The following is a 24,172-nucleotide window of genomic DNA, read 5'->3' on the forward strand; positions in this document are numbered from 1 at the left end:
CTGAAAATAAAAACGGGCGGCAAAAGCCACCCGTTTTGAGGATCTTTATCGAATAAGAATCAGATAGCCCAGCCGCCCGCGTAGAAGGCAACCAGCGCCACGGCAATCACCACCGTGCCGATATTCAGCTTTCGCCATTCGCCGGAAACAATACGGCCAATAACCAGAGTGGCAAAACCGATCATAATACCGGTCACGATATTACAGGTCAGCACGATAAAGACGGCGGTAATCAGTCCTGCCATCGCGTCGACGAAGTCGGTAAAGTCGATTTTCGCCACGTTGCTCAGCATCAGCAAACCAACATACATCAGCGCCGGTGCCGTTGCGTAAGCAGGAACAAGGTAAGAGAGCGGAGAAAGGAACAGGATCAGCAGGAACAGAACACCAACGGTGATCGCCGTCAGACCGGTTTTCCCCCCTGCCGCGGTACCCGCTGCAGATTCAATGTAAACCGCCGCCGGAGCTGCCCCTACCAGACCAGAGAACACGCTGCTCAGGGAGTCGGTGGTCAGCGCTTTGCCGCCATCGATAATCTGACCGTCTTTATCCAGCAGATTCGCCTGTCCGGCTACGGCACGGATGGTTCCGGTCGCATCGAAGACGGCGGTCATGACCAGCGCCAGCACGCTCGGCAGAACGACAGGATTCAGTGCGCCCATAATATCCAGGCTGCCGATCAGCGAGTTGCCGTTTTCGTCGCTCAGAGACGGCATGGCAAAAATACCGGAGAAATGCACGGCAGGATCGAAAATCAGACCAACGACAGAAATACCAATAATGGTCAGCAGGATGCCACCCGGTACTTTCAGTTTTTCGAGGCCGATAATCACCGCCAGACCAATCAGCGACATAATGACCGGGAAGGTGTCGAAGTCACCCAGCGCAACCGGCAGGCCATCCAGCGGGTTCTTAATCACCAGACCAACACCGTTTGCCGCAATCAGCAGCAGGAACAGGCCGATACCAATACCTGTACCATGCGCAACGCCCTGTGGCAGATTGCGCAGGATCCAGCTACGAATACCTGTCGCGGAAATGATGGTAAACAGAACCCCCATCAGGAACACCGCGCCCAACGCAACAGGCACGCTAATATGCTGCCCCAGCACCAGGCTGAATGCGGTAAACGCCGTCAACGAAATGGCGCAACCAATCGCCAGCGGCAGGTTTGCCCACAGCCCCATCACAATAGAGCCGACACCGGCTACCAGGCAGGTTGCCACAAATACAGCGGCTGGCGGGAAACCGGCTTTACCCAGCATACCTGGAACCACGATAACAGAGTAGACCATCGCCAGAAACGTCGTTAATCCGGCAACGACTTCCTGTCGAACGGTACTGCCACGGTGCGAAATTTTAAACCAGGCGTCGAGTGAACCGCCGGTACGCGCTGAAGGCGTAGACATAGAAAACATCCCCTGAGAGTTTATTTTTCGTCATTATGCGTGCTGGACAATCCACTGCCTGCTTAACGTTTTCTCCCTGTGCCAGGTTTGCGTCAGTAGGGGTGTCGCAAAAAAGCAAACGTTTAGCTCTGCGCATAAAAACGGGTGGTAAAAAAAAGCAAACGATTATCTAGCGATCATGTACTGGTTTTCAACTGAACTTTGCCGCTTTTTACTCATTTCTTCTTATAACGCACAATAAATAGCCAGTCGATGCGCAAACGTTATCGTCAATGCGCAATCTGGCAACAAATTTCGCGCAGTTATTACAACCCCGACGGTAATCTTTCACGTTAACTCGCGCAAAAAAATGGATGAAGATGCGGAAAATTTTTCGGCTAAAAAACCATCAATCGACTGGCAAATAGACGGGGGTGGCATACACTTACCTTATCAACACAAGCCGGAACCTCCCCTAATGTGCTCGACTGAGGGGTGTTGATGTCGGGGGAAACCCTCCCGTGAACCAGCGGGATAGAGTGAAAGACAAAGACCGGAACCAAACTAAAGCGCCCTCTGTGGCGCTTTAGTTTTATATCCGTATTTAAACCCATCAATCATCTTCCAGCAGGCGCGCCCCGGTCCCCTGCTCGCCAAGCTGGTCGCCTGGGTTACGCAACGGGCAATCACTACGCGACAAACAACCGCAACCAATGCATCCATCCAGTTCATCACGCAACGCCACCAGGGTATGAATACGCCGGTCCAGTTCTTCACGCCATTGCGACGAGAGCTGTTTCCACTCTTTGGCGCTGAGCGAATGTCCTTCGGGTAATACCCCTAGCGCGTCGCCAATCGTCGCCAATGGTATACCGATACGCTGGGCAATCTTGATAATCGCAACATAACGCAACACATCACGTTTGTATCGCCGCTGATTGCCGCTGTTGCGCATGCTGCTGATTAACCCTTTGCTTTCATAGAAGTGCAGAGTTGATACCGCGACACCGCTACGTTTTGCGACTTCACCTGGCGTGAGTAGCGCTTTTATCCGGGGTAATTTCTTTTCCATAAATCGCTTTACCTCAAGTTAACTTGAGGAATTATACTCGCCCACAGACAAAACGACGAATCGAATACTGAGAAAGAGGCAGCCCTATGTCCCATCAGCAGATAATTCAGACCCTTATTGAATGGATTGATGAACATATCGATCAACCGCTGAACATTGAGGCGGTGGCGAAAAAATCAGGTTACTCGAAGTGGTATTTACAGAGGATGTTCCGCACGGTGATGCGTCAGACGTTGGGTGACTATATCCGTCAGCGCCGACTTTTGTTAGCCGCCGTGGAACTACGGACGACCGAACGACCTATTTTCGATATTGCGATGGATCTCGGCTATGTGTCGCAACAAACATTCTCACGCGTGTTCCGCCGCGAGTTTGATCGTACTCCCAGCGACTACCGTCATCGCCTGTAGGATTATTGCCCGCTCTGCGTCAGTATGGCGGGCGGGCTCTGTAGCCAGTGCATAAACTCCTGCGGCGGTAACGCTTTCGCAAAATACCACCCCTGACAATACTGAACGCCACGTTCAAGCAGCCATTCCATTTGATCTGCCGTTTCCACCCCTTCAGCAATTGTCTTCAGATGTAAGCTTTGCGCCATCTCGATGATATGTTCGGCAATCAGGTGGCTGGTACTGTTGGTCGCCAGCGTACTAATAAAAGATTTATCAATCTTCAGGATATCCACGTTCAGTGCCGCCAGATTGTGCAGATTGGAATATCCCGTCCCAAAATCATCAAATGCCACTTCATAACCGGCCTGACGGAATGCCTGGATTACCGGGGTCATTTTATGCACATCAATAAATCCACGCTCCGTCACTTCGACTTTAATTTGCTGGGCAGCGACTGAGTAATCACGCGTTTTCTCAGCGATCAAAGCAATCAGTCGGGATGAATGGAAATCAGAAGCAGAGAGGTTAATTGAGATATAAATCTGGGGATGCGCAGAAAGAAAATACCCTAAATCATTGAACACTTCTTCGACCACGTAATCCGTGATCCTTTCAATCATGCCTTCTTTTTCAGCCAGCGGAATAAATTCCGTCGGGCTCATGACCTCACCTTTGCAACCAGGCCAACGCATCAGCGCCTCGGCTCCCACACATTTACCATTCTTGATATCGATGATCGGCTGGTAATGCAGACGTAGCTGGCGTTTTTCCAGTGCACGCCTTAACAAACGACGAGGGGAATGGTACTGCTGGCGCGTACGCCACCACATCAACAGCATCAGAATGCTGCAGATCACCCCAAAGGGGATCGTGAGTGCGGCTTCGTGATAGAAATTTTGATGGACGCGATCGCGGGTCGTCGAAACAATAATCGCGATCGGGCGCTTCTCAGAACGAACGATGGTATAGAACCGATCGTCCAGTTGGAAGGTAGAGGCTTTACCGCGCACCAGCGGCAGAAATTGCTTAACATGCGCCTGATTGCTGGCGGAGAAGAAAGTATCCGTTATCGTGTCATAGACGCCCCACAATAGGCCAGGGTCATCTGACATGACTTCGCTGTAAGATAATGGGTTAATGACAACGACGTAGTTTCCTCTTTGCATATACGTCATGTTGTAGCCAGAGAAAAAAGGCGTATCGCGATAGTAATAGATCGAAACATCCGGCGTACGTTTATAGTCAGCGGTTGGCATAATATAGGGAACTGACGGCGTCATCGACGTAGAGCACAAAAAATGATCAGCTTGCGCATAAATTAGCTCGCTGATATATAAACGCCCACGAATAATATTCAGCATGCTTTTCTGATGGGCAGGGGTACACATCTTGCCCTGATACAGCTGAGCCATATCACGCGCTAAATCAGCTTGCTGGATCACCAGTTCCGTTTTATTTAACACCAGTTGAGCAAATGAGTGGAGTTGAGTGCGGGTTTCAGACATCGCCCGGATATGAGCAAACCATAGCGCCAGCACCACGGGGAGCAATACCACCGTGAGCGTGCCGAGGAGCTTCAGCATCTTGCTTTGCGCACTGAGATTCATGTCAGCCCTATTTCCCTGTTTCGTATATGCCAGTACCCATCAAGGCAGGATGCTATAAACACCAGTTGGTTAAGTTGCATGAATCTATCAACATTATCAACAGACGTCTCTATGTAAAAGTCTGATAATAGTGGATGATGATATTATTTTCCCGTAAGGCAAACTTAAAGTTACGCTTATTTTGCAACATCATTATCAAGAAAGAGTAATGTTTTACACGCGTTATACTGGCTGCACGTATAAAACACATTAACTTTTTTAACGATTAATTTCGGATAAAGAAAACAAGTAACATGAATGCATCTTACATAACGCATAATTTATTATTCGTTTATGAATCAAAATAACCACACACTTGCCATGGATTAAGACCGGCAAAAATAACGTCAGATACTGGTGAACAAACGAGCAGTTGTGATATAGTTCACAGAAATAATGTAACAGAAACATTGTTTCATTCATGTTATTGCCCGTCGATAGCCAGAGTAGCACACCCTCTGTGAACAACCCCGCGCTGTCCTGGGCATCAAGACTTTCTGAGGACGCTTTTCATGGCAACAATAACAACTGGCGTGGTTCTTCTGCGGTGGCAACTGCTCAGCGCAGTACTGATGTTTTTAGCCAGTACGCTCAATATTCGTTTTCGTAAATCAGACTATATTGGGCTGGCCGTTATCAGCAGCGGTTTAGGGCTTGTTTTTGCCTGCTGGTTTGCAACCGGATTACTCGGTATCACCCTGGTAGATGTATCCACTATCTGGAATAACATCGAATCTGTGATGCTCGACGTGATGAGCCATACTCCGCCAGACTGGCCGATGGTGTTGAACTGATCACAACAGTGTGTCCGACCAGAGTATACCCGGTCGGACACGGTTTTAAGCGATAACGATTTTACTGACGTTCCGGTAACCGCTTACCACTCCATCCGGAACCCTGCGTTCACCTGCCAGTTCATATCAATGTCGCCTCCAGCCGATCTTTCCAGGTCAACGTACAGTCGGGAATTATTGTTCTGAGTAAGATGGATATTGGTTCCAATACCGTAGTTTATCCACGAGTCACTTCCTCCCTCGCGGACCGTCATGGACGCGTCTTTACCCCACACAGTGACATCACGATCGCCGGCAAACTCATGCAGCAGATCCAGCTTCACATAAATATCGCTGTCCGGGCGTTCTTCAAATCGATAACCCCCCCGCAATCCGACACGACCAATCACGCTGTCGATATCATTCTGACGAACCCGTAACCCGCTGCTGGTGGTATAACGAGCTTCATCCAATCGGGTATACACGAGCTGCGCTTGCGGTTCGATGAAAGAGGATTCTCCCAGACTAAACTCACGACCGTATTCTGCGCTGGCGCTAATTGACCACGTGCTGCTATCCGCCCCCCCCATATTGCCATACACATTTCGGTAGTTAAAATCACTCTCATGGCGGCTATATTTCAGCACCAGATCCAGGTAGTCCTGTTTCTCCGGACGGTTCCATGCAGCATAAAGTGAACCACCGTAGCTCTTGTTATCGCCCGTGCCATAAGCAAAGTCAGCGTTACCTCTCATGTAATGCGCCGCAATGCCTCGCGTCCAGACTGATTGTTCACCCTCTACTTTATTGTCATAACCAAGTTGCCAGAAGCTATACAGGTTTTTGAAGTAGCTGCCATTATCGCTTTCCATTTCGCCGCCTTTATAGCGTATCCACAGACCATTTTGCTGTTGGTTCTGGCGTAATTCCCCTAAACGCTTATTCAGGCTGTCGATTTCGAGACGGGCGGTGGCCGCCGCGTAGTTTAACCCGGCATTGGCAATCGCGGTGTTGCTACCCGCACTGGCTTTCGTTGAAATCCCCGTGATATACCAGTTTGTGCCATACTGGCTTGCCGGATCGCCTTCCCGAATATCAGAGCGCAGTAGCGGTTTATAGTCATATACATACTCGTTAGTGATATCGATTTTATCGTACGCTTCGAACGTCACATTGCTGGCGGCATCAGCAACCCAGATATCTTCTTGCAGATTGCTGAGCTTATTAATATTTAACGCCTCAATGGCATGAGTTCCCCCCGTGCTACTCTTAACGACTTCGATAAAGTCGCTACCATTACGCCGCTGCTCATCTGTTTTATTTGTATTTACATCAATCAGGAAAATACCGTTGTTGCCTTTCAGATCGTGAATCTTCACAGTTTCGTTGATGCTCTGATTGGTATGCAGGTTAAAACCATGCAGGTTTATCGTCCCGCCATCTTGCAAGGTGATAGCACTGATCTGAGCGTCTTTACCATCCGGGATCCAGTGGGCATTATTCATCAGCGTCAGATTCAAATCTCCCGCCCATGTATTACTGTCGATGTCCAGAACATTCGCTTCATGCCCATGCCAAAATGATTCTGCACCATTGAGCGTAATATTCATCTGGCTGGCATGAGCATATATTTTATCGCCAAAGTCGATATTTCCCAACAAATTGACCTTGTACTCACCTGACTGATTAATATTAACGACACCACCATCTTTAGCACTAACCGCATCACTTTTTGATGAACCATCAGGATAACCGCTGTTGTTTTCCAGCAGTTCTCTGAAATTACTGGCGTAAGTATTAATGTAAATATTACCACCGTTTGCCGTAATAGTTGAACCTACTCCACGTGCATAGATTCCATTATTTGCCAGCGTGGCATCTTCCCCATCGTTGGTGTGTTCAACCTCTGAACGAACATACACATTGCCGTTTACAGTGATATCCGCACCGCTTCCCGCATACAACGCAGTATTGTTATGGGTATATTTAGAGCCAATTAAGAAAGTATTTTTCAGACTAAAGTTATCAACTTTGACGTTGGTGTCCTGACCTTCGGCGGATAAGCCAAAAAAGGCCAGCCCGGCGCGGTGTTCCTGTTGCGTAGTTCCGCTAATATTAACGTTGTAATTACCAATTTGATACTCTCCCGCCTGGTCTTTGGTGATACTGCCAATCTTCACCTCAAGGCCATTACCTTCACCTCGCACAGGGTTATCAATATTTACCGTGATGTCATAGTTTTTATCATCAGCAATCGTATCCCGAATGATGATCCCTTCCTGACCACCATTAACATCTATATAATTCAGTTCATAGTTTTTTGCACTCGCAAATCCAGCGCAAACCAACTGTGCTGCGGTAAATGATAGTGCAAAGGGTATTATTGTTTTAGGGTTTATCTTCCTTTGATACATAGTAAGCTCCATAACAAATAGTTTATCAAATCACTTATTAATACCCCACCAATAAAAAGCAGCAAATAATAAATGAATTTTCATCAATGAAGAATCGATAAGCTAAAAGCATTATTTAAAGCCATGTATTAATTTGTCAATATTTACCATGCAGTAAAATACAATTTTTCCATTAAATTAATTGAATATTACTCTCAGGAGAACTATCTCAAGCAGAAAAAATTAAACATGCGACATATATTCATTAGTTATTATCGTAACATTTACTGTTATTGTTCGGTAATACCTACATTAATTTTTATTCCCCGTAACCACCAATAAATATTACCGAATATTAACGTGAATCAGTTCGTATAAAATGAATGATAAAGCTGCGATGATAAACCAGAAAATACCGAATAATTAATTCTGAATAAGAGATGTAAAAAAACCCCGTCGCAACGAGGTTTTCATCAGTACGAACGTTAATGCGTTCAGCTATCTTAGAACGGAATATCGTCGTCGAAGTCCATCGGCGGTTCGTTAGACGGCGCTGCCGGAGCGGACTGCTGCGGACGAGACTGTGCGCCACCGCTGAACTGGTTGCCGCCCTGCGGCTGCTGAGGCTGACCCCAACCACCCTGCTGCTGACCACCACTTGCTGGCGCGCCGCCGCCCTGACGACCCCCCAGCATTTGCATGGTGCCGCCAACGTTAACAACGACTTCAGTGGTGTATTTTTCTACGCCGGATTGATCGGTCCATTTGCGGGTACGCAGTTGGCCTTCAATATAGACCTGAGAACCTTTACGCAGATATTCGCTGGCAACTTCCGCCAATTTGCCGAACAGCACAACACGGTGCCACTCAGTCTGCTCTTTCATTTCGCCGGTCGCTTTATCACGCCAGGATTCGGAAGTAGCCAGCGTAATGTTGGCAACTGCGCCACCATTCGGCATATAGCGTACTTCCGGGTCCTGGCCCAGATTACCGACGAGAATCACCTTGTTTACGCCTCTGCTGGCCATGATCGTGTCTCCTGAAAAACGTTACTGAATAAGTGTAAGCGCGGGATTGTAGCATTTCCAATAGCGCTTTTACTACGTTGCGAAGTTGATTCCAGTAAACAACCTCAGCCAGACATTGTTGCACAGACACCTGTGTTTTGCATTCCAATACTGTATATCCATTCAGGTTAGGTTGTGTCATAATTAACCGTTTGTGATCGCCGGTAGCACCATGCAGCCAGGCAAAAAAGCGTTTAATCCGGGAAAGATGAATGGATAAGATCGAAGTTCGGGGCGCCCGCACCCATAATCTCAAAAACATCAACCTCGTCATCCCGCGCGACAAGCTGATTGTCGTCACCGGGCTTTCGGGCTCAGGCAAATCTTCGCTCGCTTTCGACACCTTGTATGCCGAAGGGCAGCGTCGTTACGTTGAATCCCTTTCCGCGTACGCACGTCAGTTTCTGTCGCTGATGGAAAAACCGGACGTCGACCACATTGAGGGGCTCTCTCCTGCCATCTCAATCGAGCAGAAATCGACGTCGCATAACCCGCGATCCACGGTTGGGACAATTACCGAAATTCACGATTATCTGCGCCTGCTGTATGCCCGCGTTGGCGAGCCACGCTGCCCGGATCACGACGTGCCACTGGCGGCGCAAACTGTCAGCCAGATGGTAGATAACGTGCTGTCCCAGCCGGAAGGCAAGCGCCTGATGCTGCTGGCACCGGTAATTAAAGAACGTAAAGGTGAGCACACCAAAACGCTGGAAAACCTGGCAGGCCAGGGCTATATCCGCGCGCGTATTGATGGCGAAGTGTGCGACCTTTCCGACCCGCCTAAACTTGAGCTGCAAAAGAAACACACTATCGAAGTGGTGATTGACCGCTTCAAGGTACGTGACGATCTCACCCAGCGACTGGCCGAATCGTTTGAAACCGCACTGGAGCTTTCCGGTGGTACGGCAGTGGTCGCTGATATGGATGACCCGAAAGCAGAAGAGCTGCTGTTCTCCGCCAACTTCGCCTGCCCGATTTGTGGCTATAGCATGCGCGAGCTGGAACCCCGACTGTTCTCGTTCAACAACCCCGCCGGCGCGTGTCCAACCTGCGATGGTCTTGGCGTACAACAGTATTTCGATCCTGACCGGGTGATTCAAAACCCGGAACTGTCGCTGGCCGGTGGCGCCATCCGCGGCTGGGATCGCCGTAACTTTTATTACTTCCAGATGCTTAAGTCGCTGGCAGAACACTATAAGTTCGACGTCGAAGCCCCGTGGGCCAGCCTGAATCCTGCGGTTCACAAAGTGGTGCTATACGGTTCCGGCAAAGAGAATATCGAATTCAAATACATGAACGATCGCGGCGATACGTCCGTGCGTCGTCACCCGTTTGAAGGTGTGCTGCACAATATGGAGCGCCGTTATAAAGAGACGGAATCCAGTGCGGTACGCGAAGAATTAGCCAAGTTTATCAGCAACCGACCTTGCGCCAGCTGTGACGGAACCCGTCTACGCCGGGAAGCTCGTCACGTGTTTGTCGAGAATACGCCACTGCCAGCGATTTCCGACATGAGCATCGGTCATGCAATGGATTTCTTCAACAACCTGAAACTTGCCGGTCAACGGGCGAAGATTGCTGAGAAAATCCTCAAAGAGATCGGCGATCGTCTGAAGTTCCTGGTCAACGTAGGCCTCAACTATCTGACGCTGTCCCGTTCAGCGGAAACGCTCTCCGGTGGCGAAGCACAACGTATTCGTCTGGCAAGCCAGATTGGCGCCGGTCTGGTCGGTGTGATGTACGTGCTGGATGAACCGTCTATCGGTCTGCATCAGCGCGATAACGAACGTCTGCTGGGTACGCTTATCCATCTGCGCAATCTGGGTAACACCGTGATTGTGGTTGAGCACGATGAGGATGCCATTCGCGCCGCCGACCACGTTATCGACATTGGCCCAGGTGCAGGCGTTCACGGCGGCCAGGTGGTTGCTGAAGGAACGCTGGAAGACATCATGGCCGTACCGGAATCGTTAACCGGCCAGTACATGAGCGGTAAGCGCAAGATTGAAGTACCGAAACAGCGCGTAGCGGCTGACCCGGAAAAAGTGCTGAAGCTGACTGGCGCACGCGGCAACAACCTGAAAGATGTTACCCTGACGCTGCCGGTGGGTCTGTTTACCTGTATTACCGGCGTGTCCGGTTCCGGGAAGTCGACGCTGATTAACGACACCTTGTTCCCGATTGCCCAAACCCAGCTTAACGGCGCCACGCTGGCAGAGCCCGCGCCATACCGGGATATCCAGGGTCTGGAACATTTCGATAAAGTCATCGACATTGACCAAAGCCCGATTGGTCGTACGCCGCGTTCTAACCCGGCAACCTACACCGGGGTATTTACGCCTGTGCGCGAACTGTTTGCCGGCGTGCCGGAGTCACGTGCACGCGGTTACACCCCGGGCCGTTTCAGCTTTAACGTCCGTGGTGGACGCTGTGAAGCCTGTCAGGGCGATGGCGTGATCAAAGTCGAAATGCACTTCCTGCCAGATATCTACGTGCCGTGCGATCAGTGCAAAGGTAAGCGCTATAACCGCGAAACGCTGGAGATTAAGTACAAAGGCAAGACTATCCACGAAGTGCTGGATATGACGATTGAAGAAGCCCGTGAGTTCTTCGATGCCGTTCCGGCGCTGGCGCGTAAGCTGCAAACGCTGATGGACGTTGGTCTGACGTACATCCGCCTGGGGCAGTCCGCAACAACCCTCTCCGGCGGTGAGGCACAGCGCGTGAAGCTGGCGCGTGAGTTGTCCAAACGCGGTACCGGACAGACGCTGTATATTCTCGATGAGCCGACCACGGGTCTGCATTTTGCCGATATTCAGCAACTGCTGGACGTGCTGCATCAGCTTCGGGATCAGGGCAACACCATCGTGGTGATTGAGCACAATCTGGACGTGATTAAAACCGCAGACTGGATTGTCGATCTCGGTCCGGAAGGTGGTAGCGGCGGCGGGGAAATTCTGGTCTCCGGCACGCCGGAGACGGTCGCTGAATGTGAAGCCTCACACACGGCGCGTTTCCTCAAACCACTGTTGTAATTACGCAACACTTATCAGGCCCACAGAACAGGCGTAAAGCTTGTAGGCCTGATAAGGCGCTTGCGCCGCATCAGGCAACGGTTGTGCCTGATGGCGCTACGCTTATCAGGCCTACAAGACCGTTCAGGGCTGCGCCAGCAACCTGCGTTTATCTTCCGGCAAGGTGTTGATGGCCTGCTGGTAAGACGCGTCCACCAGATAATAAATCTGTGAACCTGGCAGCGAGCCGTCAAGATACACCGTGCTCCAGTGCGCTTTATTGAGATGGCGACTGGGTCGCACGTCTTTATGTTGCTGACGCAGCAATTCTGCCAGTTCGGGGCTGGTTTTCAGAGAGACCGCCGGGCGACCTTCAACCTCTTTGACCATCGCAAAGAGCACATCTTCGACTTTGATTTGTGTGGCTTTCCAGTCACTGTGCACGCTCTGCTCCGCGCCTGTTTTTGCCATGCAGTATTGCAGCAACTCCGAATTCGTCATTTTTATTCCCCTTACCAGCAAATCGCCTAATAAGAACATCATTTATTCAGTGTGCAGCAAGTCCGCAAAAGGTAAAAGCCGGTAACGTAAATTTGTTTAAAAAACCACCAATCCGCATTCAGTGACCTCAGTACTCTGAATTTACGATCACCTCTTCACCAAACCCTCCTGCCTGTGGCAGCGGCTTATAGGTAGAGTTAGAGGCGCGTAAAATACGGATACCGCGGATTCCTACGTCACGGGCGGCGGTGATGTCATTGTCGGAGTCGCCGTAGAACATGCGGATGCTTTTATCCTGTAGCCACTGTGTTTTGGTGTTTTGACCGGGTTTATCACCGGCAAAAATGACTGGATTCATATTGCCGGCCGGGATGTGAAAGTTATCGGCCAGCGTTTTAGAGACCGTTTCGGTCTTCGTCGGGCTGCGTCCGGTCACGAAAAAGATACTGTCTCCACGACGCACGTGCATATCAATCAGCTGCCGCGCCACTTCTTTCGGAATGCTGAATTCATCCCAGCCGTTGTTCATTTTTTCCCAGAAGGCCGGATTCTTCAGGTAATCCTCACTGTCCGGAGAGTACGTTTTTTTACCGCGCCAGAAGCCCGGGCTGGAAAAGAGAACCGTATCATCGATATCAAAGCCAACGGCCATCGGCGGGCGGCCCGTCAGACTATTTTCAATTTGAGCAACAGAGACCCAATGAATGGGAGCCTGCTCAGCGAGTTTTGCAACGTTAGTACCGGGATTGAGCTGAGAAGGAGAGGAAACTAACGCCTGAGCGGGCTGATTCAACGTGAACAATAAACAAACGGCACTCAGTGCCAAAGTAATCTTGCGCATATTTTTCCCTAAGTAGTCAGTTAGTTATCATTTTTTATTTAACAACTGGTCAAAAAACTATCTGACCTTACCCCTTGGGGGAAGGGAAAGGAAGGATTTTCTCTGGTTTTGTCCAGGAAAAGGAGCATGATCACACAGGAAAGTGTGCCTGATGGCGCTGCGCTTATCAGGCCTACAAACGAAAATCCATGTACCCTTGTAGGCCGGATAAGGCGTTTACGCCGCCATCCGGCACACACAAAGCCGATTACATGACGGCGGCAAATGCCTTTGCCACTCGCTGCACGTTACCGTGATTCAACCCGGCCACGCACATACGACCACTGGCAATCAGGTACACCCCGAACTCATCGCGCAGGCGATCGACCTGAGCGGCGCTGAGTCCGGTATAGCTGAACATACCGCGCTGTTGCAGCAGGTAATCAAAGTTACGACCGGGGATCTCCGCATTCAATACGTTAACCAGCTCCTGACGCATCGCCAGAATACGGGTACGCATCTCTTCGACTTCCGCCAGCCAGCTGGCTTTCAGCGCGTCATCACCCAACACCGCGGCAACCACCTGCGCACCAAAGTTTGGCGGACTGGAGTAGTTCCGGCGCACTGTCGCTTTTAGCTGTCCCAGAACGCGGCTGGCAGCATCGGCATCTTCACACACCACTGACAGCCCACCGACGCGCTCACCGTATAAGGAGAAGATCTTCGAGAATGAGTTGCTGACCAGAGCAGGCAATCCGGCGCTGGCAATGGCGCGGATGGCGTAGGCATCCTCTTCCATTCCACCGCCGAAGCCCTGGTAAGCAATATCCAGGAACGGGATCAGATCACGTGCCTTCAGGATCTCAATGACGCCATCCCACTGTGCGGGAGTTAAATCCGCCCCCGTCGGATTATGACAGCACGGATGCAGCAGCACGATGCTACGCGCGGGTAAGATATTCAGCGCTGCCAGCAGGTCGTTGAAACGCACACCGTTGGTCGTGTTGTCATACCAGGGGTAAGTACTTACGTCGAATCCAGCGCCTTCAAAAATCGCGATATGGTTTTCCCACGTCGGATCGCTGACCCACACGCCAGAATCAGGGAAATAGCGCTTCAGGAAGTCTGCGCCCACTTTTAACGCACCAGACCCCCCCAGCGTCTGAATCGTTGCCACGCGCTGCTGCTGGAGAACCAGATGATCTGCGCCAAACAGCAACGGCGCAATAGTATGGCGATAAGCGTTCAGACCTTCCATCGGCAGATACAGCGAAGCGCCATGCGGTTTGGCATTGAGTCGGGCTTCCGCTTCCGCCACCGCTTTAAGCTGAGGAATAATCCCATCTTCGTTGTAATACAGGCCAATGCTGAGGTTCACTTTGTCGCTACGTGAATCTTCTTTGAACCGCTCCATAAGCGATAAAATCGGGTCGCCAGCGTAGGCGTCAACTTTTTGAAACACGTGTGGTTCTCCAGGTTTACAGACAGAGGATTAGAACACAATAAACCGGAAGCAGGAGAAGATCGAGAGGATGTTGAGAGGAATATTGCCGGAGGGCGGGGTAACCGCCTTATCCGGCACATTATGCGCTTAATCGATATACTTCATCGCCACGCGCGACGTCAGGCGCGTAATAAGTTCGTAAGCACTTACTTTCGTCATTTCAGCAATGCGTTCAACGGGCAGGCCTTCACCCCACAGGATCACCGAATCGCCCGCTTTGTCCTGCGCCTCGGGGCCTAAATCGACGCAGATCATATCCATCGCGACGCGACCGACGATCGGCACTTCACGGCCATTAACCAGCACCGGCGTCCCAGACGGCGCTGCGCGCGGATAACCGTCGCCGTAGCCCATCGCTACTACGCCGAGACGCGTATCGCGCTCGCTCTGCCAGGTTCCACCATAGCCAACCGGTTCGCCCGCTTTGTGCTCACGCACCGCAATCAGGCTGGAGGTCAGCGACATCACCGGCTGGCAGCCAAAATCGGCGCCGATAGAGTGGTTTTCCAGCGGCGATACGCCGTACAGAATCAGCCCCGGACGCGCCCAGTCGAAGTGGGACTGAGGCCACAGCAAAATACCACCCGACGCGGCAATTGAACGCTGCCCCGGTTTGCCCTCGCAAAAGCTGTTGAAGATATCGAGCTGTTTTTCCGTCGCACCGCATTCAGGTTCGTCTGCGCGGGCAAAGTGGCTAACGATATTGACCGGCTGGCGCACGTTTTCACATTGCGTTAAGCGCTGATAAAACGCTTCGGCCTGCTCAGGGCGCACGCCCAGGCGGTGCATTCCCGTGTCGAGCTTCATCCAGACGGTGACCGGTTCAGCCAGTTCTGCGGCTTCCAGGGCTTCAAGCTGCTCCTGGTTGTGGACGGCAGTATGCAGACGCTGCGCGGAGATCGTCGGCAGATCGGCGGCATCAAAAAATCCCTCCAGCAGCAGGATGGGCTGCGTGATCCCTCCCGCTCGCAACCGCAGGGCTTCTTCAAGACGAGCGACACCAAAAGCGTCCGCATCGGGGAGCGTTCGCGCGGTCTCTAACAGACCATGGCCGTAAGCGTTCGCTTTCACGACCGCAACCAGTTTGCTGGCAGGAGCCAGTTCACGCAGACGTTGCAGGTTGTGTCGCAGAGCGCGGCGGTTAATAACTACAGTTGCCGCTTGCATTTGTATTCCTTAATAAAAGAATCTCCTAAATCATTCGTGTTGCAGCAAGGCGACAAGCCTGAGAATCACCGGGAGCTTAGTAAACTAAGTGACCGGGGTGAACGGGCGTAGTCAACGCATCTGCAGCATGAAGGATGACGGAGATTTATTCGTCGTCGTATTGTGGGCCCGCATAATTGTCGAATCGCGACCACTGGCCGTTAAACGTCAGGCGCACCGTGCCGATTGGGCCGTTACGCTGCTTACCAATAATAATTTCGGCAATACCTTTTAAATCGCTGTTTTCGTGATAAACCTCATCACGATAGATAAACATGATTAAGTCGGCATCCTGTTCGATGGAGCCGGATTCACGCAGATCCGAGTTAACCGGGCGCTTGTCGGCGCGTTGTTCCAGTGAGCGGTTAAGCTGCGACAGCGCTACCACCGGCACATGCAGTTCTTTTGCTAACGCCTTCAGCGAGCGGGAAATTTCAGCAATTTCCAGCGTACGGTTATCGGAGAGCGACGGCACGCGCATCAGCTGCAGGTAGTCGATCATGATCAGGCCGATACCGCCGTGTTCACGAGCGATACGACGAGCACGCGAGCGCACCTCCGTTGGCGTCAGGCCGGAAGAATCATCAATATAGATGTTTCGTTTCTCCAGCAAAATACCCATTGTTCCGGAAATTCGCGCCCAATCTTCATCATCCAGTTGACCGGTACGGATTTTGGTTTGGTCTACGCGTGACAGCGAGGCCAGGGTACGCATCATGATCTGTTCTGAGGGCATTTCAAGACTAAAGATAAGAACCGGCTTATCCTGCAACATCGCCGCATTTTCGACGAGGTTCATTGCAAATGTCGTCTTACCCATCGACGGACGCGCGGCGACGATAATCAAGTCTGACGGCTGCAAACCCGCCGTCTTTTTGTTGAGGTCATCATAACCGGTGTTTACCCCGGTGACGCCGTCGTGCGGCTGCTGGAACAACTGCTCGATACGCGCGACGGTGACGTCGAGCACATCGGTGATGTTTTTCGGGCCTTCGTCTTTGTTGGCGCGGCTTTCAGCGATTTTAAAAACGCGTGATTCCGCGAGGTCCAGTAGATCTTCACTGGAACGGCCTTGCGGATCAAACCCGGCTTCCGCAATTTCGTGCGCAACCGAAATCATGTCACGAACAACGGCACGTTCGCGGACGATATCCGCATAAGCACTAATGTTCGCCGCACTTGGCGTATTTTTAGATAACTCAGCCAGGTAAGCAAAGCCGCCGACGCTGTCCAGTTGTCCCTGAACCTCCAGCGATTCTGCGAGCGTGATCAGGTCGATAGGTTTTCCCATCTCCTGCAGTCGATGCATTTCCGTGAAGATGTGCCGGTGCGGTCGGGTATAAAAATCTTCCGCCACCACGCGCTCGGCCACATCGTCCCAGCGTTCGTTATCCAGCATTAAACCGCCCAACACCGACTGTTCCGCTTCAATCGAGTGCGGCGGTACTTTCAGCCCGGCGACCTGGGGATCGCGCTCACGAGCATCAGTCTGTTGTTTGTTGAAGGGTTTATTTCCTGCCATAGTGAATGGAGTTACCGAGATAATGATTGGGTCGAAAGATTACCACATTTCTTTTGGAGGAAGCATGGCAACGCGTATTGAATTTCACAAGCATGGTGGTCCTGAAGTGCTTCAGGTCGTCGAGTTTACGCCTGCAGATCCGGCGGAAAACGAAATCCAGGTCGAGAATAAAGCGATTGGTATCAACTATATCGACACTTACATCCGCAGTGGTCTTTATCCACCGCCTTCTCTGCCCAGCGGTCTGGGAACCGAAGCCGCAGGCGTCGTCAGCAAAGTGGGGAGCAAAGTGGCGCACATTAAAGCTGGCGATCGCGTGGTTTACGCCCAGTCTGCGCTTGGCGCTTACAGCTCAGTACATAACGTTCCGGCCGATAAAGCCGCCATTCTGCCTAATGCCATCTCTTTTGAGCAGGCAGCAGCCTCATTTCTGAAAGGGTTAACCGTTTTTTATCTGCTGCGTAAAACCTATGAAATCCAGCCCGACGAGCCGTTTTTATTCCATGCGGCTGCGGGCGGCGTCGGGATGATTGCCTGCCAGTGGGCAAAAGCATTGGGTGCGAAGCTGATTGGTACCGTCGGCAGTGCGCAAAAAGCGCAAATTGCGCGGCAGGCCGGCGCATGGCAGGTTATTAACTATCGTGAAGAAAGCATAGTTGAACGAGTGAAAGAGGTAACCGGCGGTAAAAAAGTGCGGGTGGTGTATGACTCGGTAGGGAAAGATACCTGGGAAGCCTCGTTGGATTGTTTACAGCGCCGGGGGCTGATGGTCAGCTTTGGTAACGCTTCCGGACCGGTGACCGGCGTTAACTTAGGCATTCTGAACCAGAAAGGTTCGCTGTACGTAACTCGCCCTTCGCTCCAGGGTTACATCACCAACCACCATGAATTAACCGAAGCCAGCAATGAGCTGTTCTCGCTGATTGCCAGTGGGGTGATCAAAGTGGATGTCGCGCCGGGTCAGAAATTTGCGTTAAGTGACGCGCAACGGGCCCATGAAGCACTGGAAAGCCGGGCCACGCAGGGGTCCAGTTTGCTGATCCCGTAATGCTCCGACTTCCCCTAAATAATTCAAGCAGCAGGAAGGCGGCAATTGAATGAATCCCCAGGAGCTTACTGGAGTAAGTGACTGGGGTGAATGAAAGCAGCCAACACACCTGCGGTTTGAATTATGACGGGGAAGTAAAGAATTAGGGCTTCCCGTAGGAAGCCCTTTCTTTTTTTAGTTCGGCTGTATGTAGGGTACAGCTCGATGAATTCGTTAACCGCGCAATAGTGACAGATTTGATAATCAATTCCTATTTGGTTCTAAAGGCAATGTTGCAGGTTGTGACGCACCGCTCAATACCTTAGTAAAATCGACGGTTATTGCGCTGATACTGTGGGACTTTTGGCGCTTTTATCGCCTTGATAATCCACACCACGGCAACGGCCAGCAGCAGCCAGGGTAAAAGTTTTATCATCAAGGCAAAGAGTCCGCCCAAAAACATCACCACAGTGGCAACCACCAATGCGGCCAACACCCCCAGCAAAGATACGCCGGTGACCATCAGCATGATAAAAAACCCAATCACAAAAAGTAGTTCCAGCATGGCTCTCTCCCGAAATGAAATTCTCTCCATTGCATTACAAGAAACATGCCAAAATTAATGCATTGATTTATAAAGAAAACGCCCCGCGACAAAACGCAGGGCGTGGTGAAATTAACTAACTTTTGGTGAGAACTTAACGCTTGTCTGCCACCAGCTTCAGCGCGTGCTCCAGTACGTTAATATCTGCCCCGGCTTTATGCGCATTTTCGCTCAGATAGCGACGCCACTGACGAGCCCCAGGGATCCCCTGAAACAGCCCCAACATATGGCGCGTCACATGTCCCAAATAGGTTCCCTTACTCAGTTCACGCTCAATGTACGGGTACATGGCGCGCACCACGGTAACCGGATCGGTATCTTCGGTGGTAGCTGCAAAAATCTCGCGGTCAACGGACGCCAGAATTCCTGGGTTTTGATAAGCTTCACGCCCCACCATCACGCCATCCATATGTTGCAGATGCGTTTTTGCTTCTTCCAGTGATTTAATTCCACCGTTAATCGACATCGTCAGCTGCGGGAAATCACGCTTCAACTGATAAACACGGTCATAATCCAGCGGCGGGATCTCACGGTTTTCCTTCGGGCTTAGCCCGGACAGCCAGGCCTTGCGGGCGTGGATGATAAACATCTCACATTCACCTTTACCGGAGACCGTATTGATGAAGTCACACAGGAATTCGTAGCTGTCCTGATCATCGATACCGATGCGCGTTTTGACCGTCACCGGAATCGACACCACATCGCGCATCGCCTTCACGCAATCAGCGACCAGTTGCGCATTCCCCATCAGGCAAGCGCCAAACATCCCGTTTTGTACGCGATCGGAAGGGCAGCCGACGTTGAGGTTAATCTCGTCATAACCTCGTGCTTCAGCCAGCTTTGCGCACTGGGCCAGCGCGGCAGGATCGCTCCCGCCCAGTTGCAATGCGACCGGATGCTCTTCTTCGCTATACGCCAGGTAATCGCCTTTGCCATGAATAATTGCCCCGGTGGTCACCATCTCCGTATAGAGCAGCGTCTGGCTGGACAGTAAGCGCAAAAAGTAGCGGCAGTGTCTGTCCGTCCAGTCGAGCATCGGCGCGATAGAAAAACGATGAGCGGGAAAAGCGGTAGACTGAGATTCAGGCAGCATGGCGAATATTCAAGCATCCGGTTAAAAAAGGGGCGCTACTATAGCATAGACCGTTACGATAGTGAGCCACATCATCGTGGATAGCGCCCTTCGTCCGCGTGGATCGTCATTCCCGCCCGGGTTTTCCGTCGTGTGGACCAAAAAACTGTGGAGGATGGTCAACCCAGCGATCCTCGCGCGTGGCGGCATAAACCGGATTAAGCGGATAATAAATGCGATTGTATTTTTTGTTCGCCTCACCGACGACCAGCAGACGTACCTCTTCACTGGTGTTATTGATAAAGGTGTGACACACACCGGTTCCTGCCGGGAAACCAACGCTGTCGCCGGGTTCCAGCTTCCATAAGTAACCATTGATCCAGGCTTCCGGGTAGCCTTCCAGCACGTAGATGAACTCTTCTTCATCACTTTCAGCGTGTGGATAAGAAGTACGACGACCCGGCGGCAGGCGTTCGTGATGAATGCCTAATCGCCCTAACCCCAACCTGCGGGCCAGCGGCGCGCCAATAGAAAAAAGCTCATCGCTGCCTGGATAGGTGGAGTCATCAGGCCCCTCAACTTCACGCCAGTGGCGAATACAATCGGGTCTTTTCATGTTAATTTTCCAGTGTTGCGATGCGTCAGGTATAGCACACAGCGGTGGATCTCGGCGTTTTAAGCAGAACATGATAAAGTAAGGGATTAACCTTCCACGCAAATCGAGGCGCCAAATGGACAAAACCACCACGCAGGAGTTATTGGCTCAAGCTGAAAAACTCTGTGTGCAACGTAACGTGCGGCTAACGCCACAACGCCTCGAAGTGCTGCGCCTGATGAGCCTGCAGGAAGGTGCGATCAGCGCCTATGACCTGCTTGATCTGCTGCGGGAAACCGAGCCGCAGGCCAAACCCCCTACCGTGTATCGTGCGCTCGATTTTCTGCTGGAACAAGGGTTTGTGCATAAGGTGGAATCCACCAACAGCTATGTCCTTTGCCATCTGTTCGATCAGCCAACCCATAGCTCGGCAATGTTTATTTGTGACCGCTGTGGCGTGGTAAAAGAAGAGTGTGCGGAAGGCGTGGAAGATATTATGCATACGCTGGCAGCTAAAATGGGATTTGCTCTGCGCCATAATGTGATTGAAGCCCACGGCCTGTGTCAGGCATGTGTGGAAGTTGAATCATGCCGCCATCCTGGCGAATGCCAGCATGACCATACAATTCAGGTGAAAAAGAAAGTCGGGCGGTAAATAAAAGAGCGTACGTCCTTGTACTCTCAGGAGGGAGGGGTTAATTACCAGCGGTAATCGTTGCGTTTTTCCCAATCTTTAACTTCTTTCTCCGCCTGATCTTTCGCGTACCCGTATCGTTCCTGGACTTTACCTACCAGCTGGTCGCGTTTACCTTCAATGACCGTCATATCATCATCGGTCAGTTTGCCCCATTGCTCTTTCACTTTACCTTTGAACTGTTTCCAGTTACCGCTGACTTCGTCTTTATTCATCATCAAGTCCTCATCGTTAGGTTGTGAATAGCGCGAGTGCCATGTCCAGACACATGCTGTTTTCTCTGGACGTGAGAATAAGTGTAGTCAGTGATTCTGAGCTTTATTTACTATTCGGAATTTTTAACCATTCCTTTCAGGCAAACCAGGTACCATTACGCCAGTGACGCCGCCAGATAAAGGCCAGCGATAGCCCGCGCAGCGCGAGAAAAACGGTTAACGCCAGCCACAAACCATGATTTCCGAGCCACGGCAAAGTCAGGAGCGTTAAGGTGAATCCCACTGCGGCAACGGCCATACTGTTGCGCATTTCTGCAGCCCGCGTCGCGCCAATAAACATCCCGTCCAGCAGATAACACCACACCCCCACCAGCGGTAACACCACCTGCCAGATGAGGTAACGATCGGCTAACTGCTGAATCTGTGGCAGGGAAGTCAACGATACAATGATGTGCTCGCCGAACAGGGCATAGACCAGCGAAAAAAGGATCGCCACAATTCCCGACTGCCGACACGCCGCCCGCCAGACGTCCAGCAGTTGACTGCCATCCCGCGCGCCATAAGCCTGACCAGAATGGGCTTCCACGGCATAGGCAAATCCGTCCAGCGCATAGGCGGTGAACGTCAACAGAATCATCAGAACGGCGTTGACTGCAATAATATCGCCCCCGAGACGCGCCCCCAGCACCGTAATCGCACCAAAACAGAGCTGCAACAACAGCGAGCGCAGCATGATGTCACGGTTAAGCGCCAGTAAACGGCGGAAGTTGCCACGCCACGCCTGCTTCAGCATTGCCAGCGAAATTCCGCGCATATGCAGGACCTTACGTACCATCATCAGACCGATCAGCAAAGTGGCATATTCGGCAATCACCGTCGCCAGCGCCGCGCCCTGTACGTTCATATGCAGGCCCATCACCAGCCACAAATCGAGCATGATGTTAAGCACATTGCCGACAATCAGCAGGATAACCGGCGCACGCGCATATTGAACGCCAAGCAACCAGCCGAGCAACACCAGATTGGCCAGTGAGGCGGGCGCGCTTAACCAGCGGATTTCCAGGAACCTTCGGGCCTGCTCCAGCACCGCTTCGCTACCTCCCACGATATGCAACGCCAGGCTGATAACCGGTGCGCGAAACAGTGCGATAAGCAGCCCCGCTCCCAGCGCCAGCATCAGCGGCTGAACCAGCGCGCGCGCCAGTGCCTGCGGATTTTTCGCACCGAACGCCTGGGCTGTCAGACCAGTGGTACTCATACGCAAAAAAAGCAGCAGCATAAAGAGAAAACTGGTCGCTGTTGCGCCAACGGCAACGCCACCAAGGTAGACCGGGCTATCCAGATGACCAATCACCGCCGTATCCACCAGTCCCAGCAGTGGAACAGTGATGTTGGAGAAAATCATCGGTAAGGCAAGGTGCCAAAGTGCTTTATCAGAGGAGGTAAAGAAAGGCATACAGGAAAGCCTGATGAAAAGAAGTGAAAACTAACTGTGGCGCAGAATGCGCCACAGTATTAATACATGATTACAGCCATTCACCGTTACGAATCACGCCTACCGCCAACCCTTCAATGGTGAAGTTTTGCTCGCGCAGATCGACAACGATAGGTTTAAATTCACTGTTTTCCGGCAGAAGTTCAACCTTGTTGCCCTGCTTTTTCAGGCGCTTAACAGTGACTTCATCATCAATACGGGCAACAACAACCTGGCCGTTACGCACGTCCTGCGTTTTATGCACAGCCAGTAAATCGCCATCCATAATCCCGATATCTTTCATCGACATACCGCTGACGCGCAGCAGAAAATCGGCGTTCGGTTTGAACAGTGATGGGTCAACCTGGTAATGGCCTTCGATGTGCTGCTGTGCCAGAAGTGGCTCACCGGCCGCGACACGACCAACAAGCGGTAAACCTTCCTCTTCTTCCTGCAGCAGGCGAATACCACGCGATGCGCCAGAAACGATTTCCAGTACACCTTTACGCGCCAGTGCTTTCAGGTGTTCTTCAGCCGCGTTTGGGGAACGGAACCCCAAACGCTGCGCGATCTCCGCACGCGTCGGTGGCATACCTGTCTGGCTGATGTGATCTCTAATGAGATCAAACACCTCTTGCTGCCTGGCCGTTAACGCTTTCATTCCGCCCCCTGGGTGTATATACAGTTATGCTGTGAGTATATACAGCTAAAGGCGAATTTGGAACCGCAAACTGCACAAAAAACAGGAGATTTATGAAGTTGTGGAACCTTTATCGCAAATGCGACCACAACAGGATGCCCCAGGTGATCAGAGCGACAAAAATAGAAAGCAATACTGCAGCCGATCCCATATCTTTCGCCCGGCCAGAAAGCTCGTGATACTCCGAACCAATTCGGTCGACGACCGCCTCAATGGCGCTATTCAGAATTTCAACGATCATCACCAGCATCACCGAACCAATCAGCAGTACGCGGGTAATCGCGTCAACGTCCAGCCAGCAGGCGATGGCTACCCCCAACAGTACGGCAACGCTTTCCTGACGGAATGCCGCCTCATTGATCCATGCGGCGCGGAAACCTTGCCAGGAATAGCCTGCTGCTTTGATAATCCGAGTAAATCCAGTGGTATTATTGGCCATCAAAAGAACCTTTTTACATAATTAGCGTGAGTATTATTGTATCGTTACCCTGTT

At 51.5% G+C, this 24,172-nt stretch carries 22 protein-coding genes; 5 read left to right on the forward strand and 17 right to left on the reverse strand.

The features are described 5' to 3' along the window. Positions 1-59: 59 nt before the first annotated feature. On the reverse strand, positions 60-1,409 hold the full coding sequence (gene ghxP, locus IB196_RS20625) for a guanine/hypoxanthine transporter GhxP (protein ID WP_005132609.1): 1,350 nt from the start codon (positions 1,407-1,409) through the stop codon (positions 60-62). Between the two features lie 592 nt (positions 1,410-2,001). After that, the gene (gene soxR / locus IB196_RS20630) at positions 2,002-2,460 is read right to left on the reverse strand and encodes a redox-sensitive transcriptional activator SoxR (RefSeq protein WP_003826630.1); all 459 of its coding nucleotides are present in this window, start codon (positions 2,458-2,460) and stop codon (positions 2,002-2,004) included. An 86-nt stretch (positions 2,461-2,546) separates the two neighbouring features. Between soxR and soxS the strand changes: the two genes are divergently transcribed. After that, a complete protein-coding gene (gene soxS, locus IB196_RS20635) occupies positions 2,547-2,870 on the forward strand; it encodes a superoxide response transcriptional regulator SoxS (RefSeq protein ID WP_005132611.1) in 324 nt (107 codons plus the stop codon). Between the two features lie 2 nt (positions 2,871-2,872). On the opposite strand, the gene IB196_RS20640 is transcribed toward soxS, so the two are convergent. After that, on the reverse strand, positions 2,873-4,459 hold the full coding sequence (locus IB196_RS20640) for an EAL domain-containing protein (RefSeq protein WP_040229803.1): 1,587 nt from the start codon (positions 4,457-4,459) through the stop codon (positions 2,873-2,875). Positions 4,460-5,010: 551 nt separating this feature from the next. Here IB196_RS20640 and IB196_RS20645 point away from each other — a divergent pair. Beyond that, the gene (locus IB196_RS20645; RefSeq protein WP_005132615.1) at positions 5,011-5,292 is read left to right on the forward strand and encodes a YjcB family protein; all 282 of its coding nucleotides are present in this window, start codon (positions 5,011-5,013) and stop codon (positions 5,290-5,292) included. A gap of 83 nt (positions 5,293-5,375) precedes the next feature. Here IB196_RS20645 and IB196_RS20650 read toward each other — a convergent pair whose 3' ends face one another. Continuing rightward, positions 5,376-7,685 (reverse strand): autotransporter outer membrane beta-barrel domain-containing protein, encoded by a 2,310-nt coding sequence (locus IB196_RS20650; protein ID WP_149691939.1) that lies wholly within the window; start codon positions 7,683-7,685, stop codon positions 5,376-5,378. 482 nt (positions 7,686-8,167) lie between these two features. Then, positions 8,168-8,692 carry a single-stranded DNA-binding protein SSB1 gene (gene ssb1 / locus IB196_RS20655; RefSeq protein ID WP_188232242.1) on the reverse strand — a complete coding sequence of 175 codons (525 nt, stop codon included), beginning with the start codon at positions 8,690-8,692 and terminating at the stop codon, positions 8,168-8,170. 251 nt (positions 8,693-8,943) lie between these two features. Between ssb1 and uvrA the strand changes: the two genes are divergently transcribed. Then, on the forward strand, positions 8,944-11,766 hold the full coding sequence (gene uvrA, locus IB196_RS20660) for an excinuclease ABC subunit UvrA (RefSeq protein WP_005132620.1): 2,823 nt from the start codon (positions 8,944-8,946) through the stop codon (positions 11,764-11,766). 123 nt (positions 11,767-11,889) lie between these two features. Here uvrA and IB196_RS20665 read toward each other — a convergent pair whose 3' ends face one another. The 5 genes from IB196_RS20665 to dnaB all read right to left on the reverse strand — a co-directional run bounded on the left by IB196_RS20665 (position 11,890) and on the right by dnaB (position 17,298). Beyond that, a complete protein-coding gene (locus IB196_RS20665) occupies positions 11,890-12,246 on the reverse strand; it encodes an MmcQ/YjbR family DNA-binding protein (protein ID WP_005132621.1) in 357 nt (118 codons plus the stop codon). A gap of 127 nt (positions 12,247-12,373) precedes the next feature. Further along, complete coding sequence (aphA, locus tag IB196_RS20670; RefSeq protein ID WP_182289514.1) at positions 12,374-13,087, reverse strand: acid phosphatase AphA; 714 nt, start codon at positions 13,085-13,087, stop codon at positions 12,374-12,376. Positions 13,088-13,334: 247 nt separating this feature from the next. After that, positions 13,335-14,528 carry an aromatic amino acid transaminase gene (gene tyrB, locus IB196_RS20675; RefSeq protein WP_188232241.1) on the reverse strand — a complete coding sequence of 398 codons (1,194 nt, stop codon included), beginning with the start codon at positions 14,526-14,528 and terminating at the stop codon, positions 13,335-13,337. A gap of 129 nt (positions 14,529-14,657) precedes the next feature. Then, complete coding sequence (gene alr / locus IB196_RS20680) at positions 14,658-15,737, reverse strand: alanine racemase (protein WP_005132641.1); 1,080 nt, start codon at positions 15,735-15,737, stop codon at positions 14,658-14,660. A 145-nt stretch (positions 15,738-15,882) separates the two neighbouring features. Continuing rightward, positions 15,883-17,298, reverse strand: a complete 1,416-nt coding sequence (gene dnaB / locus IB196_RS20685) for a replicative DNA helicase (protein WP_188232240.1) — start codon at positions 17,296-17,298, stop codon at positions 15,883-15,885. A gap of 64 nt (positions 17,299-17,362) precedes the next feature. On the opposite strand from dnaB, the gene IB196_RS20690 reads away from it, so the two are divergent. Continuing rightward, positions 17,363-18,346, forward strand: a complete 984-nt coding sequence (locus tag IB196_RS20690) for a quinone oxidoreductase (protein ID WP_188232239.1) — start codon at positions 17,363-17,365, stop codon at positions 18,344-18,346. A 301-nt stretch (positions 18,347-18,647) separates the two neighbouring features. Here the strand turns inward: IB196_RS20690 and pspG are convergent, their stop codons facing one another. The 3 genes from pspG to IB196_RS20705 form a co-directional block, all read right to left on the reverse strand. After that, positions 18,648-18,890, reverse strand: a complete 243-nt coding sequence (pspG, locus tag IB196_RS20695) for an envelope stress response protein PspG (protein WP_040229808.1) — start codon at positions 18,888-18,890, stop codon at positions 18,648-18,650. Between the two features lie 133 nt (positions 18,891-19,023). Next, on the reverse strand, positions 19,024-20,022 hold the full coding sequence (dusA, locus tag IB196_RS20700; RefSeq protein WP_149691936.1) for a tRNA dihydrouridine(20/20a) synthase DusA: 999 nt from the start codon (positions 20,020-20,022) through the stop codon (positions 19,024-19,026). A 106-nt stretch (positions 20,023-20,128) separates the two neighbouring features. Then, a complete protein-coding gene (locus IB196_RS20705; RefSeq protein ID WP_188232238.1) occupies positions 20,129-20,617 on the reverse strand; it encodes a cupin domain-containing protein in 489 nt (162 codons plus the stop codon). A gap of 115 nt (positions 20,618-20,732) precedes the next feature. On the opposite strand from IB196_RS20705, the gene zur reads away from it, so the two are divergent. Then, complete coding sequence (gene zur, locus IB196_RS20710) at positions 20,733-21,251, forward strand: zinc uptake transcriptional repressor Zur (protein WP_188232237.1); 519 nt, start codon at positions 20,733-20,735, stop codon at positions 21,249-21,251. 44 nt (positions 21,252-21,295) lie between these two features. Here the strand turns inward: zur and IB196_RS20715 are convergent, their stop codons facing one another. From IB196_RS20715 to IB196_RS20730, 4 genes are all read right to left on the reverse strand, one after another. Then, a complete protein-coding gene (locus IB196_RS20715; protein WP_005132658.1) occupies positions 21,296-21,505 on the reverse strand; it encodes a CsbD family protein in 210 nt (69 codons plus the stop codon). A 136-nt stretch (positions 21,506-21,641) separates the two neighbouring features. Next, positions 21,642-22,961, reverse strand: a complete 1,320-nt coding sequence (gene dinF, locus IB196_RS20720; protein ID WP_188232236.1) for an MATE family efflux transporter DinF — start codon at positions 22,959-22,961, stop codon at positions 21,642-21,644. 70 nt (positions 22,962-23,031) lie between these two features. Further along, positions 23,032-23,640, reverse strand: coding sequence for a transcriptional repressor LexA (lexA, locus tag IB196_RS20725; protein WP_003826596.1), 609 nt, complete (start codon positions 23,638-23,640; stop codon positions 23,032-23,034). Positions 23,641-23,749: 109 nt separating this feature from the next. After that, a complete protein-coding gene (locus IB196_RS20730; RefSeq protein WP_005132664.1) occupies positions 23,750-24,118 on the reverse strand; it encodes a diacylglycerol kinase in 369 nt (122 codons plus the stop codon). Positions 24,119-24,172: the final 54 nt, after the last annotated feature.

Origin of the sequence: Citrobacter sp. C6_1, from assembly GCF_014596835.2 — a bacterium.
GTDB lineage: Bacteria > Pseudomonadota > Gammaproteobacteria > Enterobacterales > Enterobacteriaceae > Citrobacter > Citrobacter pasteurii.

What these genes read in the sequence shown, in the direction of transcription:
- ghxP (WP_005132609.1), bottom strand. Translation starts at nt 1,409, where the DNA reads ATGTCTACGCCTTCAGCGCGTACCGGCGGTTCACTCGACGCCTGGTTT.
- soxR (WP_003826630.1), bottom strand. Translation starts at nt 2,460, where the DNA reads ATGGAAAAGAAATTACCCCGGATAAAAGCGCTACTCACGCCAGGTGAA.
- soxS (WP_005132611.1), top strand. Translation starts at nt 2,547, where the DNA reads ATGTCCCATCAGCAGATAATTCAGACCCTTATTGAATGGATTGATGAA.
- IB196_RS20640 (WP_040229803.1), bottom strand. Translation starts at nt 4,459, where the DNA reads ATGAATCTCAGTGCGCAAAGCAAGATGCTGAAGCTCCTCGGCACGCTC.
- IB196_RS20645 (WP_005132615.1), top strand. Translation starts at nt 5,011, where the DNA reads ATGGCAACAATAACAACTGGCGTGGTTCTTCTGCGGTGGCAACTGCTC.
- IB196_RS20650 (WP_149691939.1), bottom strand. Translation starts at nt 7,685, where the DNA reads ATGTATCAAAGGAAGATAAACCCTAAAACAATAATACCCTTTGCACTA.
- ssb1 (WP_188232242.1), bottom strand. Translation starts at nt 8,692, where the DNA reads ATGGCCAGCAGAGGCGTAAACAAGGTGATTCTCGTCGGTAATCTGGGC.
- uvrA (WP_005132620.1), top strand. Translation starts at nt 8,944, where the DNA reads ATGGATAAGATCGAAGTTCGGGGCGCCCGCACCCATAATCTCAAAAAC.
- IB196_RS20665 (WP_005132621.1), bottom strand. Translation starts at nt 12,246, where the DNA reads ATGACGAATTCGGAGTTGCTGCAATACTGCATGGCAAAAACAGGCGCG.
- aphA (WP_182289514.1), bottom strand. Translation starts at nt 13,087, where the DNA reads ATGCGCAAGATTACTTTGGCACTGAGTGCCGTTTGTTTATTGTTCACG.
- alr (WP_005132641.1), bottom strand. Translation starts at nt 15,737, where the DNA reads ATGCAAGCGGCAACTGTAGTTATTAACCGCCGCGCTCTGCGACACAAC.
- dnaB (WP_188232240.1), bottom strand. Translation starts at nt 17,298, where the DNA reads ATGGCAGGAAATAAACCCTTCAACAAACAACAGACTGATGCTCGTGAG.
- IB196_RS20690 (WP_188232239.1), top strand. Translation starts at nt 17,363, where the DNA reads ATGGCAACGCGTATTGAATTTCACAAGCATGGTGGTCCTGAAGTGCTT.
- pspG (WP_040229808.1), bottom strand. Translation starts at nt 18,890, where the DNA reads ATGCTGGAACTACTTTTTGTGATTGGGTTTTTTATCATGCTGATGGTC.
- dusA (WP_149691936.1), bottom strand. Translation starts at nt 20,022, where the DNA reads ATGCTGCCTGAATCTCAGTCTACCGCTTTTCCCGCTCATCGTTTTTCT.
- IB196_RS20705 (WP_188232238.1), bottom strand. Translation starts at nt 20,617, where the DNA reads ATGAAAAGACCCGATTGTATTCGCCACTGGCGTGAAGTTGAGGGGCCT.
- zur (WP_188232237.1), top strand. Translation starts at nt 20,733, where the DNA reads ATGGACAAAACCACCACGCAGGAGTTATTGGCTCAAGCTGAAAAACTC.
- IB196_RS20715 (WP_005132658.1), bottom strand. Translation starts at nt 21,505, where the DNA reads ATGAATAAAGACGAAGTCAGCGGTAACTGGAAACAGTTCAAAGGTAAA.
- dinF (WP_188232236.1), bottom strand. Translation starts at nt 22,961, where the DNA reads ATGCCTTTCTTTACCTCCTCTGATAAAGCACTTTGGCACCTTGCCTTA.
- lexA (WP_003826596.1), bottom strand. Translation starts at nt 23,640, where the DNA reads ATGAAAGCGTTAACGGCCAGGCAGCAAGAGGTGTTTGATCTCATTAGA.
- IB196_RS20730 (WP_005132664.1), bottom strand. Translation starts at nt 24,118, where the DNA reads ATGGCCAATAATACCACTGGATTTACTCGGATTATCAAAGCAGCAGGC.